This window comes from Devosia sp. CAU 1758, assembly GCF_054482695.1.
The window spans coordinates 616,332-630,796 of sequence record NZ_JBTLRJ010000003.1; the positions used below are offsets into that span (position 1 = coordinate 616,332).

The following is a 14,465-nucleotide window of genomic DNA, read 5'->3' on the forward strand; positions in this document are numbered from 1 at the left end:
CTTCTTATGCGCGTTCGCGATCGCGGTCGCCGCGTTCACGACGCGGTTCGCGTTCGCTACGCTGACCGCCTTCGCTACCTTCGGTGGCGCGACGCTCATGAGCCGACGGATCATGCTCAAGGACTTCGCCCTTGAAGATCCAGACCTTGATACCGATGATGCCGTAAGTGGTCTTGGCTTCAGCGGTACCGTAGTCGATGTCGGCACGCAGGGTGTGCAGGGGCACGCGACCTTCGCGATACCATTCGGTACGGGCGATGTCGGCACCGCCGAGACGGCCGCCAACATTAACGCGGATACCACCGGCGCCCATGCGGATCGCGGTCTGCACGGCGCGCTTCATGGCGCGACGGAAGGCCACGCGGCGTTCCAGCTGCTGGGCAATGCCCTGGGCAACCAGCGTCGCATCGGTTTCCGGCTTGCGCACTTCAACGATGTTGATGTGCACTTCGCTGTCGGTGAACTTCTTCACCTTGGCGCGGATCTTGTCGATGTCGGCGCCCTTCTTGCCGATCACGATGCCCGGACGGGCAGTGTGGATCGACACGCGGCACTTGCGGTGCGGACGCTCGATGACGATCTTGGAGACCGCGGCGGCCTTCAGATCTTCCATCAGCATGGTACGGATCTTCAGGTCTTCCTGAAGCAGCGAACCATATTCGCCCTTATTGGCGAACCAACGGCTGTCCCAGGTGCGATTGATGCCCAGGCGGAAGCCGATTGGATTGATTTTCTGGCCCATTATGCGGCCTCCTCAACTTGCCGGACAACAATCGTCAGGTGCGAGAACGGCTTCTCGATGCGCGACGACTTGCCACGACCGCGAGCGGTAAAGCGCTTCATCACCAGCGAATTGCCCACAAAGGCTTCGGCAACGACGAGGGCGTCGGTGTCCAGGCCATGATTGTTTTCGGCGTTGGCGATGGCGCTTTCCAGCACCTTCTTCACCTGGCCGGAGATGCGCTTGTGGCTGAATTCGAGATCGGCCAGAGCCTTCTCGACCTTCTTGCCACGGATCAACTGCGCGACGAGGTTCAGCTTCTGAGGGCTGATGCGCAGCATGCGCAGCACAGCCTTTGCCTCGTTATCCTTGAGAGCGCGCTCAGTCTTCGGCTTGCTCATCTTACTTCCTCTTGGCCTTCTTGTCGGCCGCGTGACCGTAATAGGTACGGGTCGGCGCGAACTCACCGAACTTGTGGCCGATCATGTCTTCGGTGACGTTTACCGGAACATGCTTCTGACCGTTGTGGACACCAAAGGTGATGCCAACGAACTGCGGAAGAATGGTCGAGCGGCGGCTCCAGATTTTGACCACATCGCTGCGGCCGGAGGTCTGGGCCTTTTCGGCCTTCTTGAGCAGATAGCCGTCAACAAACGGCCCCTTCCAAATCGAACGGGTCATGACTTACCTGCCCTTCTTCACGTGACGGCTGCGAACGATGAACTTGTCCGTAGCCTTGTTGCTGCGCGTACGCTTGCCCTTGGTCGGCTTGCCCCACGGGGAAACCGGGTGACGGCCACCCGAGGTACGGCCTTCACCACCACCATGCGGGTGATCGACCGGGTTCATGGTCACACCGCGGTTGACCGGCTTGCGGCCGAGCCAGCGATTGCGACCGGCCTTGCCGAGCGAGGTGTTGGAGTGGTCCTGGTTGGACACGGCACCAACGGTCGCCAGGCACGAGCCGTGCACGCGGCGCTGCTCACCCGAATTGAGGCGAAGGATCGCCCAACCGGCATCGCGGCCCACATACTGGGCATAGGCACCGGCAGAACGGGCGACCTGGCCACCCTTGCGGGGCTTCAGCTCGATATTGTGCACGATCGTGCCGACCGGCATGCGTTCCAGCGGCATCGTGTTGCCCGGCTTCACGTCCGCGCCGTTGAGCGAGGAAATGACCTTGTCACCGGCGCCCAGACGCTGCGGAGCCACGATATAGGCCAGCTCGCCGTCTTCGTACTTGATCAGCGCGATCCAGGCGGTGCGGTTCGGATCATATTCGAGACGTTCTACGGTCCCGACCATGTCGAACTTGACACGCTTGAAATCCACCATGCGATAGCTGCGCTTGTGACCGCCACCACGATGGAACGCAGTGATGCGACCACGGTTGTTACGACCACCGGATTTGCTGAGGCCTTCGGTCAGAGCCTTGACCGGGGCGCCCTTCCAGAGCTCTGAACGGTCGGTCGTCACCAGGGTGCGGCGGCCTTCGGAGGTGGGGTTGTAAGTCTTTAGAGCCATTTGTCTGTCTCTTATCCCTTAGAGGCCGGTCGAAATGTCGATCGACTGGCCGTCGACGAGAGTCACGATGGCCTTTTTGACATCGTTGCGCACACCGACCTTGCCACGGAAGCGCTTCACCTTGCCCTTGCGGACCAGGGTGTTCACTGCCTTGACCTTGACCGAAAATAGCTGCTCTACGGCGGCCTTGATGTCGGTCTTGTTTGCGTCGATGGCGACATCGAAGACGACCTGGTTGGCTTCAGAAGCCATGGTCGACTTTTCCGTCACGACGGGGTTGCGGATGATATCGTATGCGGCAAGCTTGTTCATGCGAACCTCGCTTCGAGCGCTTCCAGCGCTGCCTTGGTCAGGACGAGCTTGTCGCGCTTCAGGATCGAAACAACGTTGATCCCCTGGATCGGCAGCACGTCGATATTCGGGATGTTGCGAGCGGCCAGAGCGAAGTTCTGGTCCACATTCGCGCCATCGATGATCAGGGCATTCGCCCAGGCCAGCTTGCCGAACGTCGTCCGCAGGGCAGCCGTCTTGGCTTCCTTCTGCGAGATGGAGTCGATGACGATCAGCGAACCCGCCTTGGCCTTGGCGCTCAGGGCATGCTTGAGCGCCAGCGCACGAACCTTCTTGGGAAGGTCGATGGCGTGGCTGCGCGGAGTCGGGCCGAATGCACGACCACCGCCACGGAACTGCGGAGCCTTGCGATCGCCGTGACGGGCGCCGCCAGAACCCTTCTGCTTCACGAACTTCTTGCCCGTGCGCACGCCTTCCGACCGGTTCTTCACGTCATGCGTGCCGGCCATGGCCTTGAGCTGCTGGTAGCGAACCATGCGGTGCAGGATGTCGGGGCGAACTTCGAGGCCGAACAGTGCGTCCGTGACCTCGACCTTGCCGGCCGACTTGCCTTCGAGAGTGGTTACCTGGAGTTCCATTTACTTCGCTTCTCCCGCAGCTGCGGCCTCGAACGAGCCCGGGAAGGCTGCGTTCGCGGGAGCCGGCTTCTTGACGGCGTCCTTGATCATGATCCAGGCGCCCTTGGAGCCTGGAACCGAACCCTGGATCATGATCAGGCCACGCTCCACGTCGGTCTTGACGACCTTTACGTTCTGCGTGGTGATGCGACGATCACCCATATGGCCCGGCATCTTCTTGTTCTTGAAGGTCTTGCCCGGATCCTGACGGCCACCGGTCGAACCGATCGAACGGTGCGACACGGACACACCGTGCGAGGCGCGCAGGCCACCGAAGTTCCAGCGCTTCATGCCGCCGGCAAAACCCTTACCGATGGAGGTTCCGGTCACGTCGACCAGCTGACCCTCGGCAAAGTGATCGGCCTTGAGCGTTGCGCCAACCTCGATGAGGTTGTCGGCATCCACGCGGAACTCGGCCACGTGACGCTTGGGCTCAACCTTGGCAACGGCATAGTGGCCGCGCTCTGCCTTGGAGACATTCTTGGGCTTGGCTTGGCCAGCACCCAGCTGCAGGGCGACATAGCCGTCCTTTTCGACGGTCCGCTGGGCCACCACCTGGCAGTTCTGCAGTTCCAGCACCGTCACAGGGACGTGATTACCGTCCTCGGTGAAGATGCGGGTCATGCCCAGCTTCTGTGCGATCAATCCAGAACGCATCGGTTTTTACCTTCTCTATTGGCGCTCTGCCGGGTCATGTTCTTCAGAGGACCCATTTAGCGGCAGGCGCGAAAACTCGTTAGTTCAGAGCTTGATTTCGACGTCGACGCCGGCGGCAAGATCAAGTTTCATCAGTGCATCGACCGTCTGGGGAGTCGGGTCCACAATGTCCAGGAGACGCTTGTGGGTCCGGATCTCGAACTGCTCGCGCGACTTCTTGTCGATATGGGGCGAGCGGTTCACGGTGAACTTGTCGATGCGGGTCGGCAGCGGGATCGGCCCGCGAACCTGTGCACCCGTACGCTTGGCGGTATTGACGATCTCGCGGGTCGAGGAGTCGAGCACGCGGTGGTCAAACGCCTTGAGGCGGATGCGGATATTCTGACCGTTCATCTTCACAATCCTGACATAAAAGGTTCGTGGCGCGCGTTCATCCGCGCGCCACGAATGTCTCAAAGAGGCTTACTTCAGGATCTTCGCGACGACGCCGGCGCCGACAGTGCGGCCACCTTCACGGATAGCGAAGCGCAGCTTCTCTTCCATGGCGATCGGAACGATGAGCTGAACGTTCATGTTGATATTGTCGCCCGGCATGACCATCTCGGTGCCTTCCGGCAGCGTCACGATGCCGGTCACGTCGGTGGTGCGGAAGTAGAACTGCGGACGATAATTGCCGAAGAACGGAGTGTGACGGCCGCCTTCTTCCTTGGTGAGGATATAGGCCTCAGCAACGAAGTCGGTGTGCGGGGTCACGGAACCGGGCTTGCAGAGAACCTGGCCGCGTTCCACCTGGGTGCGGTCGATACCGCGGATCAGCGCGCCGATGTTGTCGCCAGCTTCACCCGAGTCGAGCAGCTTGCGGAACATTTCAACGCCGGTAACGGTGGTCTTCTGGGTTGCCTTGATGCCGACGATCTCGACTTCTTCGCCAACCTTGACGATACCGCGCTCAACACGACCGGTGACCACGGTGCCACGGCCCGAGATCGAGAACACGTCTTCGATCGGCAGCAGGAACGGCAGGTCAACCGGACGTTCCGGCTGCGGGATGTAGGAGTCGACAGCCGCCATCAGCTCGAGAACGGCATCGTGGCCGAGCTTCGGATCGCCATTTTCCAGAGCAACCAGGGCCGAGCCCTTGATGATCGGGATATCGTCGCCGGGGAATTCATACGAGCTCAGGAGCTCGCGGACTTCCAGCTCGACCAGTTCGAGCAGTTCCGGATCGTCGACCATGTCGCACTTGTTCAGGAACACGACCAGAGCCGGCACGCCAACCTGACGGGCGAGCAGGATGTGCTCACGGGTCTGGGGCATCGGGCCGTCGGCAGCCGACACGACCAGGATCGCGCCGTCCATCTGAGCGGCGCCGGTGATCATGTTCTTCACATAGTCAGCGTGGCCGGGGCAGTCCACGTGAGCGTAGTGACGATTGGTCGTCTCGTACTCGACGTGGGCAGTGTTGATGGTGATGCCGCGTGCCTTCTCTTCCGGAGCGGCGTCGATCTGGTCGTACGCCTTGAAGGTGGCGCCGCCGGTTTCGGCCAGGATCTTGGTGATCGCTGCAGTCAGCGAGGTCTTGCCATGGTCAACGTGACCGATGGTGCCGATGTTGCAGTGCGGCTTATTGCGGGAGAACTTTTCCTTCGCCATCGCTTTTCTCCAAATTCGTCAGCGCAATCGCCGACATTCAGTTGAGTTTTTATTAGCTTGCGCTGTGTTTAGGCGTACTTGGCCTGGACTTCGTCGGCGACTGCCTGCGGAACCTGCTCGTAGTGGTCGAACGTCATCGAGTATTGTGCACGACCCTGGCTCATGGAGCGCAGCGAGTTCACATAACCGAACATGTTCGCGAGCGGTACGTAGGCATTCACGACCTGGAGGATGCCACGGCTTTCAGTGCCCTGGATCTGACCGCGTCGGGAATTGAGGTCACCGATGACATCGCCCATGTAATCTTCCGGCGTGACAACTTCAACCTTCATGATCGGCTCAAGGATCTTCGGAGAAGCCTTGCGCAGAGCCTCGTTGAAGCCGGCACGGCCAGCGATTTCGAAGGCGAGGACCGAGGAGTCGACGTCGTGGTAGGCGCCTTCGGTGAGGGTCACCTTGACGTCCACGATCGGGAACCCGATCAGCGGACCGGCCGACATGACCGACTTCACGCCCTTTTCGACGCCCGGGATATATTCCTTGGGCACCGAACCGCCGACGACGGCATTCACAAATTCCAGACCCTTGCCGACTTCCGACGGCTCGACGGTCAGCTTGACGCGGGCGAACTGGCCCGAACCACCGGACTGCTTCTTGTGGGTATAGTCCACCTGGGCAAGCTTGGTGATGGTTTCGCGGTAAGCCACCTGCGGCTGGCCGATATTGGCCTCGACCTTGAACTCGCGACGCATGCGGTCGACGAGGATGTCGAGGTGAAGTTCGCCCATGCCCGAAATGATGGTCTGGCCGGATTCTTCGTCGGTCTTGACGCGGAACGTCGGATCTTCAGCAGCCAGGCGATTGAGCGCAAGGCCCATCTTTTCCTGGTCGGCCTTGGACTTCGGCTCGACCGAGATGTCGATGACCGGCTCCGGGAAAATCATGCGCTCGAGGATAACCTGGGCATTCTGCGGGCAAAGGGTATCACCGGTGGTGGTATCCTTGAGTCCCACAATGGCCACGATATCGCCAGCAAAGGCTTCGCTGATCTGCTCGCGGCTGTTCGAATGCATCTGGAACAGGCGACCAACGCGCTCGCGCTTTTCCTTGACAGTGTTCTCAAGCATCATGCCCTGCTCGAGCTTGCCCGAGTAGATGCGGCAGAAGGTCAGCGTACCCATATGCGGGTCGTTGGCGATCTTGAACGCCAGCATCGAGAGCGGCTCGCTGTCATCGGCGTGACGTTCGATCGGCTCTTCCGTCTTGGCATCGATGCCCTGGATGGCCGGAACGTCGCCCGGCGACGGCAGGAAGTCGATAACGCCGTTGAGCAGGGGCTGCACGCCCTTGTTCTTGAAGGCCGAACCGGCGAACACCAGGAAGAACTTGGTGTCGATGGTGCCGCGGCGCAGCAGGCGACGGATGGTATCATTGTTCGGCATGTCGCCGTTCAGATACGCTTCCATGGCTTCGTCGTCGATTTCGACGGCGGCTTCGATCATCTGCTCACGGTACTGAGCGGCACGCTCCTTGAGATCGTCGGGAATCTCGACGATGTCCCACTGGGCACCGAGCTCTTCGTTGCGCCAGACCAGAGCGTTCATCTCGATCAGGTCGACAACGCCCTTGAACTCGTTCTCGGCACCGATCGGCAGCTGCACGGGGACGGCCTTGGCACCGAGGCGCGAGCCGATCATCTCGACGCAGCGATAGAAATCGGCACCGATCTTGTCCATCTTGTTGACGAAGATCAGGCGCGGCACTTCATACTTGTCGGCCTGGCGCCAGACGGTTTCCGTCTGTGGCTCGACACCGGCATTGGCGTCCAGCAGCGCGACGGCACCGTCGAGCACGCGCAGCGAACGTTCGACTTCGATGGTGAAGTCCACGTGGCCGGGAGTGTCGATGATGTTGAAGCGGTGCATGGTGCCATTACGATCCTTCCAGAAGGTCGTGGTGGCAGCCGAGGTAATGGTGATACCGCGTTCCTGCTCCTGCTCCATCCAGTCCATGGTCGCGGCGCCGTCATGGACTTCGCCGATCTTATGGGACTTGCCGGTATAGTAGAGGATGCGTTCGGTCGTGGTCGTCTTGCCAGCATCGATGTGAGCCATGATGCCGAAGTTACGATAGAGATTAATCGGGTATTCGCGTGCCATGGGGCGCTCCTACTACCAGCGGTAGTGCGAGAAGGCACGGTTGGCGTCAGCCATACGGTGCGTGTCTTCGCGTTTCTTCACGGCCTGGCCGCGACCGTTCATCGCGTCCATAAGCTCGCCGGAGAGACGCTCGCGCATGGTGTTCTCACCACGCTTGCGGGCGCTGTCGATCAGCCAGCGAATGGCCAGGGCCTGCTGACGGTCGGCACGAACTTCGACCGGAACCTGGTACGTGGCACCGCCAACGCGGCGCGAACGCACTTCGACGGACGGACGAATATTGTCCAGGGCGCCGTGGAACACGGTGATCGGGTCCTGCTTGGTCTTGGTCTCGACGATGTCGAAAGCACCATAGACGATGGACTCGGCAGCCGACTTCTTGCCGTCCTTCATGAGCGAATTCATGAACTTGGTAACGACCAGATCGCCGAACTTGGGATCGGGAATGACTTCACGCTTCTCTGCGCGGTGACGACGGGACATCGCTCAATATCTCCTTACTTCGGACGCTTCGCGCCATACTTGGACCGGCGCTGCTTGCGGTCCTTCACGCTCTGCGTGTCCAGGACACCGCGGAGCACGTGGTAGCGAACGCCCGGCAGGTCGCGCACGCGACCGCCGCGGATGAGCACAACGGAGTGCTCCTGCAGATTGTGACCCTCGCCCGGAATGTACGAGATCACTTCGCGCTGGTTGGTCAGGCGGACCTTGGCAACCTTGCGCAGAGCCGAGTTCGGCTTCTTCGGGGTCGTGGTGTACACACGGGAGCAAACGCCGCGCTTCTGCGGATTGGCTTCCATGGCCGGAACCTTGTTCCGCTTTGGCTTGCTGGCGCGTGGCTTGCGGATCAGCTGATTAATGGTGGGCATTGCGCTCTTTCCATCGTCCAAAATTCGGTGCCGTTCGCGAGGAACGACCCCTGGTGTTCGTTTGTCGCATTCCCGAGGGAACACCACAGTTCGGTCTACACAAGCAAACCAAAGCGGCGCTTGCCCGATCCCGCGAGGGTTTCGGCAGCGCCTCAGTTGCAGCGGACCACCCGCCTTTCGGCAGCAGTCATGCGCACAAGGATTTGCGTCGTCTAGTTACCCGACAGTGTGTTTGGTTGCCCTGGATTCCCGCGCTGGATGGCAGGGACCCGGTGTGACAACCACGACCGACCGCTAAGGTAGGCGCTGTTTAGAACCGACTCCGCCGCGCGTCAAGGATTCTTTCGTGAATAATCCGAAGGCGAGCCCTGCGTTTGAGGTAGGCATGGCCGCCATGACCTCTCTCCACCAAATTGGACGGTTCCTGCTCGGATCGTTCGGCAGTCAGGTCAATGTCCTGACCGGAATGTCGTATAGGCCCCCTGCCCTTGTTCCAACCCTTCCCGCATCCTAGATCAGTCATCTACCTGCGGAGCCTAGAGTGACCGAACGGACCGTGCGCTCTGCGCTCAAACTGGATATTGCAGTTATCGGCGCCGGACAGGCTGGCCTGAGTGCCGCCTATCACTCAAAAAGCTTGGATTGACGCCTGGTCGTAATTTCATCGTGCTTGATCAGGCGCCCAGTCCCGGCGGCGCCTGGCAATATCGCTGGCCATCCCTCACCCTGAGCACCGTCAATCGTGTGCACGACCTGCCCGGCCTTGGTTTCGCGGACTATGCAGGGCCCGACGACACGGTCAAAGCCTCCGTGGCGGTGCCGCATTACTTCGCCGCATATGAAGAGCATTTCGATCTCAGGGTATTGCGGCCCGCCGCCGTTTCTGTCGTCTGCGACCGTGGCGAGCGATTGAGAGTGGAGAGTGACCGCGGCCTGTTCTCGGCCCGCGGCATCATCAATGCCACAGGCACCTGGGAAAACCCCTACGTTCCTCACTACCCCGGCGCCGAAACCTTCACAGGCAACACGCTGCACACGCGTGACTTTCGCGACGCGAAGGACTTTGCCGGGCAACGCGTTCTCATCGTCGGCGGCGGTATCTCCGCTATCCAGTTGCTGGACCAGATTTCTCTCGTAACGCGAACGACCTGGGTCACCAGAACGCCGCCGCGCTGGCGTGAAGGCCCGTTTGATGAGGATGCAGGGCGGCGGGCCGTGGCGATGGTCGAAGAACGGGTTCGCGCTGGATTGCCACCCCGCGCAGTCGTTTCGGTGACAGGCCTGCCGGTCTCACCGGCCATTATCGCCATGCGCGAACGCGGTGTTCTCAACCGGATGCCCATGTTCTCCGAGATTACGCCAAAGGGCGTGGTCTGGCCCGATGGCTCGACGCTCGACGTTGACGTGATCCTCTGGTGCACCGGCTTTCGCAGCGCGCTTGATCACCTCGCGCCTTTGCAACTGCGTGAAGACAGCGGCGGGATCACCATGACGGGACGGCTCGCCACCCAGGTGGCCAAGGACCCGCGCATTCATCTGGTGGGTTACGGACCATCTGCCTCGACCGTCGGGGCAAATCGCGCCGGCGCCGCTGCGGCCAAGGAATTGGTTGGGTTTCTGGGGTCAGTGCCGTAACTCGCGCAGCCTTTACGCATTGGCCGGCAGGCAAAAGAAAAGGGGCCCGAAGGCCCCTTCCCAAATTCGAGTCTCCCGCAAGCCTTATTCGGCGGCCGGCGCCGCAATGGCGGCGGTTTCGGCCTGGCGGCGGCGCTCTTCCAGGATCAGGTCATCGCGCTTGGAAGCAATGAGCTTGGCCTGGGTGATGCCGGCGCCGGTACCGGCCGGGATCAGGCGACCAACGATCACGTTCTCCTTGAGACCTTCGAGCAGGTCGGCCTTGCCCGAGACCGCAGCCTCGGTGAGCACGCGGGTGGTTTCCTGGAACGAGGCAGCCGAGATGAAGGAGCGGGTCTGCAGCGATGCCTTGGTGATGCCGAGCAGCACCGGATTGGCCGTTGCAGGCTTCTTGCCTTCGGCAGCGAGCTGATCGTTGAGCTCATCGAAGTCGAGCTTGTCGAGTTGCTCGTCCTTGAGTAGGCCCGAGTCACCGGGTTCGACGATCTCGACCTTCTGCAGCATCTGGCGAACGATCACCTCGATATGCTTGTCGTTGATCAGCACGCCCTGCAGGCGATAGACCTCCTGGATCTCGTTGACGAGATAGCGTGCCAGTTCCTCGACGCCCTTGATCGCAAGGATGTCGTGCGGAGCCGGATTCCCGTCCAGGATGTACTCGCCCTTCTCGATGGCATCGCCTTCCTGGAGATGGAACGGCTTGCCCTTCGGGATCAGGTATTCCACCGGATCAGCACCGTCCTCGGTCGGCTCGATGATGACGCGACGCTTGTTCTTGTAGTCGCGGCCGAAGCGGATAGTACCATCGATCTCGGCGATGATGGCGTGATCCTTCGGACGACGGGCTTCGAACAGCTCGGCCACACGCGGCAGACCGCCGGTGATGTCCTTGGTCTTGGCGCTTTCCAGCGGGATACGGGCCAGCACGTCACCCGGGGACACCTTCTCGCCCGGCTCGACGGCGATAACCGCATCCACCGACAGCAGGTACCGGGCTTCGCCGCCGCGATCCACCTTGGCCACGGCACCGCCGCGGGCAATGGCGAGCGCGGGCTTGAGGCCCTCGCCGCGCTGGTTGCCGCGCCAGTCGATGACCACGCGCTTGGTGAAGCCGGTGGCCTCGTCGGTGTTTTCAGCAACCGATGCACCGTCCACCAGATCCTCGAACAGCACCTCGCCCTCGACTTCGGCGAGGATCGGACGGGTGTACGGGTCCCATTCGGCCAGGCGCTGGCCACGGCGGACCATATCGCCCTCCTTCACCAGCAGCTTGGAACCATAGGTCACCTTGTGGGTGGTGCGTTCCTTGCCATCGGCATCCAGGATCGCCAGCGACACATTGCGGGCCATGACGACCAGCTTGCCACCCTCGACCTTGACGACGTTGGGGTTGCGGATCTCGATCTTGCCTTCGGCGCCGGATTCGAGGAACGAGCTGTCCACCACCTGTGCCGTACCACCAATGTGGAAGGTACGCATGGTGAGCTGGGTGCCGGGTTCACCGATCGACTGGGCGGCAATGACGCCCACGGCCTCACCCATATTGACCGGCGTGCCACGCGCAAGGTCACGGCCATAGCAGGCCGCGCAGCAACCCTGGCGCATATCGCAGGTCAGCGGCGAGCGAATGCGGATCGACTGGATCCGGGCTTCCTCGATGACGTCGACATGCTTTTCCTCGAGCAGGATGCCCTTGGGAGCGATCAGGTCACCGGTCAGCGGATGGAACACGTCGTCCGCCGTCGTGCGGCCCAGCACGCGCTGGCCGATGGAGGCAACGACCTGGCCCGCATCAACGATGGGCTCCATGGTCAGGCCCCGTTCGGTGCCGCAATCCTCGGCAACGATGATCGCGTCCTGAGCCACGTCGACCAGGCGACGGGTCAGGTAACCCGAGTTCGCGGTCTTCAAGGCGGTGTCGGCCAGACCCTTGCGGGCACCGTGGGTGGAGTTGAAGTACTCCAGCACGTTCAGGCCTTCCTTGAAGTTGGCGGTGATCGGGGTCTCGATGATCGAGCCGTCCGGCTTGGCCATCAGGCCGCGCATGCCGGCAAGCTGCTTCATCTGGGCCGGTGAACCACGGGCACCCGAGTGAGACATCATGTAGACCGAGTTGATCGGCTTCTGGCGGCCGGTCTCCTGGTCGATCTGCACGGTGCGGATCGCGTCCATCATCTCTTCGGCAACCTTGTCGCCGCACTTGGCCCAGGCGTCCACGACCTTGTTGTACTTTTCGCCCTGGGTGATCAGGCCGTCATTGTACTGCTGCTCGAACTCCTCGACCAGCTTCCGGGTCTCTTCCACGATGGTGTACTTCGACGCGGGGATAACCATGTCATCCTTGCCGAACGAGATACCGGCATCGCAGGCATTCTTGAAGCCGAGCTGCATAACGCGGTCACAGAAAATGACCGTCTCCTTCTGGCCGCAACCGCGATACACGGTGTCGATCATCTTGGAGATCATCTTCTTGGTCATCAGCTGGTTGGCCGTCGCGAACGGGACGGTCGGGCTCAGCGGCAGGATCTGGCCGATCAGCATGCGGCCCGGGGTCGTTTCCACGATCTCGGTGATCTGCTTGCCATCCGCATCCCAGGCAGGGACGCGAGCCTTGATCTTGGTGTGCAGGGTCACGACCTTGTTGTCGATCGCGTGCTCGAGCTCGGCATAGGACGCGAACGCCATGCCTTCGCCCGGCTCGTTATCGTTCATCAGCGACAGGTAATAGAGACCCAGCACGATGTCCTGGCTCGGCACGATGATCGGCTGACCATTGGCCGGGTGCAGGATGTTGTTGGTCGACATCATCAAGACGCGGGCTTCAAGCTGGGCTTCGAGCGACAGCGGCACGTGAACGGCCATCTGGTCGCCGTCGAAGTCGGCGTTGAAGGCCGAGCAGACCAGCGGATGCAGGCGGATGGCCTTGCCTTCGATCAGCATCGGCTCGAAAGCCTGGATGCCAAGGCGGTGCAGGGTCGGGGCGCGGTTCAGCAGAACCGGATGTTCGCGGATAACCTCATCCAGGATATCCCAGACTTCCGGCTTTTCCTTCTCAACGAGCTTCTTGGCCTGCTTTACCGTCGACGAGAAGCCCTTGGCCTCCAGACGCGAATAGATGAAGGGCTTGAACAGCTCGAGCGCCATCTTCTTGGGCAGGCCGCACTGGTGCAGCTTGAGGTTCGGACCCACGGTGATGACCGAACGGCCCGAATAGTCGACGCGCTTGCCGAGCAGGTTCTGGCGGAAGCGGCCCTGCTTGCCCTTGAGCATGTCAGAGAGCGACTTCAGCGGACGCTTGTTGGCACCGGTGATGGTGCGGCCACGGCGGCCATTGTCGAACAGCGCGTCAACGGCTTCCTGCAGCATGCGCTTTTCATTGCGGATGATGATGTCCGGCGCACGCAGCTCGATCAGGCGCTTCAACCGGTTGTTGCGGTTGATCACGCGACGATAGAGATCATTCAGATCGGACGTCGCGAAGCGACCGCCATCCAGCGGCACCAGCGGGCGCAGCTCGGGCGGAATGACCGGAATGACGGTCATGATCATCCATTCGGGCTTGTTGCCCGAAACGATGAACTGCTCGACGATCTTGAGACGCTTGGCCAGCTTCTTGGGCTTGAGCTCGGTAGTCGCCTCGGCGATTTCCACGCGCAGGTCCGCCGCGATCTTTTCCAGATCGAGCGAGAGCAGGATTTCGCGAATGGCTTCGGCGCCGATCTTGGCGGTGAAGCTGTCGGCGCCGTACTCATCCTGGGCATCCAGGAACTGCTCTTCGGTGAGCAGCTCGTTCTGGGTGAACGGAGTGAGGCCGGCATCGAGAACGACGTAATTCTCGAAATAGAGGATGCGTTCGATATCCTTGAGCGTCATGTCGAGCAGCAGCGCGATGCGGCTCGGCAGGGACTTGAGGAACCAGATATGCGCGACCGGTGCGGCCAGCTCGATATGGCCCATGCGCTCGCGGCGAACGCGGCTCAGGGTGACTTCCACACCGCACTTTTCGCAGATGACGCCCTTGAACTTCATGCGCTTGTACTTGCCGCACAGGCACTCATAATCCTTCACGGGCCCAAAGATGCGGGCGCAGAACAGGCCATCACGCTCGGGCTTGAACGTGCGGTAATTGATGGTCTCGGGCTTCTTGATCTCGCCATAGGACCAGGACAGGATTTTCTCGGGGCTCGCGATCGAGATCTTCATCTGATCGAAAGTCTGGACCGGGACAGCGGGGTTGAACGGGTCCATGACGTGGGAATGATGATTCATCTATTCTCTC

At 61.1% G+C, this 14,465-nt stretch carries 14 protein-coding genes; 1 reads left to right on the forward strand and 13 read right to left on the reverse strand.

Translation table 11 applies throughout. The annotated features are described in order from the left end of the window. Positions 1-4 precede the first annotated feature (4 nt). From rpsC to rpsL, 12 genes are all read right to left on the reverse strand, one after another. Positions 5-742 (reverse strand): 30S ribosomal protein S3, encoded by a 738-nt coding sequence (gene rpsC, locus ACXYMS_RS13190; RefSeq protein WP_458906940.1) that lies wholly within the window; start codon positions 740-742, stop codon positions 5-7. After that, entirely contained in the window at positions 742-1,122 is a 381-nt protein-coding gene (gene rplV, locus ACXYMS_RS13195; protein WP_035102626.1) for a 50S ribosomal protein L22, read from the reverse strand. The genes rpsC and rplV overlap by 1 nt, the downstream gene beginning before the upstream one ends. Position 1,123: 1 nt before the next feature. Beyond that, positions 1,124-1,402, reverse strand: a complete 279-nt coding sequence (gene rpsS, locus ACXYMS_RS13200; protein ID WP_458906941.1) for a 30S ribosomal protein S19 — start codon at positions 1,400-1,402, stop codon at positions 1,124-1,126. Between the two features lie 3 nt (positions 1,403-1,405). After that, positions 1,406-2,245 (reverse strand): 50S ribosomal protein L2, encoded by an 840-nt coding sequence (gene rplB / locus ACXYMS_RS13205; protein WP_458906942.1) that lies wholly within the window; start codon positions 2,243-2,245, stop codon positions 1,406-1,408. Between the two features lie 18 nt (positions 2,246-2,263). Next, on the reverse strand, positions 2,264-2,557 hold the full coding sequence (locus ACXYMS_RS13210; protein WP_458906944.1) for a 50S ribosomal protein L23: 294 nt from the start codon (positions 2,555-2,557) through the stop codon (positions 2,264-2,266). Further along, positions 2,554-3,174, reverse strand: coding sequence for a 50S ribosomal protein L4 (gene rplD / locus ACXYMS_RS13215; protein ID WP_458906946.1), 621 nt, complete (start codon positions 3,172-3,174; stop codon positions 2,554-2,556). The genes ACXYMS_RS13210 and rplD overlap by 4 nt, the downstream gene beginning before the upstream one ends. After that, positions 3,175-3,870 carry a 50S ribosomal protein L3 gene (gene rplC / locus ACXYMS_RS13220; RefSeq protein ID WP_458906947.1) on the reverse strand — a complete coding sequence of 232 codons (696 nt, stop codon included), beginning with the start codon at positions 3,868-3,870 and terminating at the stop codon, positions 3,175-3,177. An 84-nt stretch (positions 3,871-3,954) separates the two neighbouring features. Further along, positions 3,955-4,263, reverse strand: coding sequence for a 30S ribosomal protein S10 (gene rpsJ / locus ACXYMS_RS13225; protein WP_291376832.1), 309 nt, complete (start codon positions 4,261-4,263; stop codon positions 3,955-3,957). 69 nt (positions 4,264-4,332) lie between these two features. Further along, the gene (gene tuf / locus ACXYMS_RS13230) at positions 4,333-5,523 is read right to left on the reverse strand and encodes an elongation factor Tu (protein ID WP_458906950.1); all 1,191 of its coding nucleotides are present in this window, start codon (positions 5,521-5,523) and stop codon (positions 4,333-4,335) included. A gap of 68 nt (positions 5,524-5,591) precedes the next feature. Beyond that, a complete protein-coding gene (gene fusA, locus ACXYMS_RS13235) occupies positions 5,592-7,682 on the reverse strand; it encodes an elongation factor G (RefSeq protein ID WP_458906951.1) in 2,091 nt (696 codons plus the stop codon). A 12-nt stretch (positions 7,683-7,694) separates the two neighbouring features. After that, positions 7,695-8,165, reverse strand: a complete 471-nt coding sequence (gene rpsG, locus ACXYMS_RS13240; protein WP_458906952.1) for a 30S ribosomal protein S7 — start codon at positions 8,163-8,165, stop codon at positions 7,695-7,697. A gap of 14 nt (positions 8,166-8,179) precedes the next feature. After that, positions 8,180-8,551, reverse strand: coding sequence for a 30S ribosomal protein S12 (gene rpsL / locus ACXYMS_RS13245; protein WP_035080811.1), 372 nt, complete (start codon positions 8,549-8,551; stop codon positions 8,180-8,182). A gap of 642 nt (positions 8,552-9,193) precedes the next feature. On the opposite strand from rpsL, the gene ACXYMS_RS13250 reads away from it, so the two are divergent. Then, a complete protein-coding gene (locus tag ACXYMS_RS13250) occupies positions 9,194-10,186 on the forward strand; it encodes an NAD(P)-binding domain-containing protein (protein WP_458906954.1) in 993 nt (330 codons plus the stop codon). 84 nt (positions 10,187-10,270) lie between these two features. On the opposite strand, the gene rpoC is transcribed toward ACXYMS_RS13250, so the two are convergent. Then, positions 10,271-14,455 (reverse strand): DNA-directed RNA polymerase subunit beta', encoded by a 4,185-nt coding sequence (rpoC, locus tag ACXYMS_RS13255; RefSeq protein ID WP_458906956.1) that lies wholly within the window; start codon positions 14,453-14,455, stop codon positions 10,271-10,273. Between the last annotated feature and the right edge of the window lie 10 nt (positions 14,456-14,465).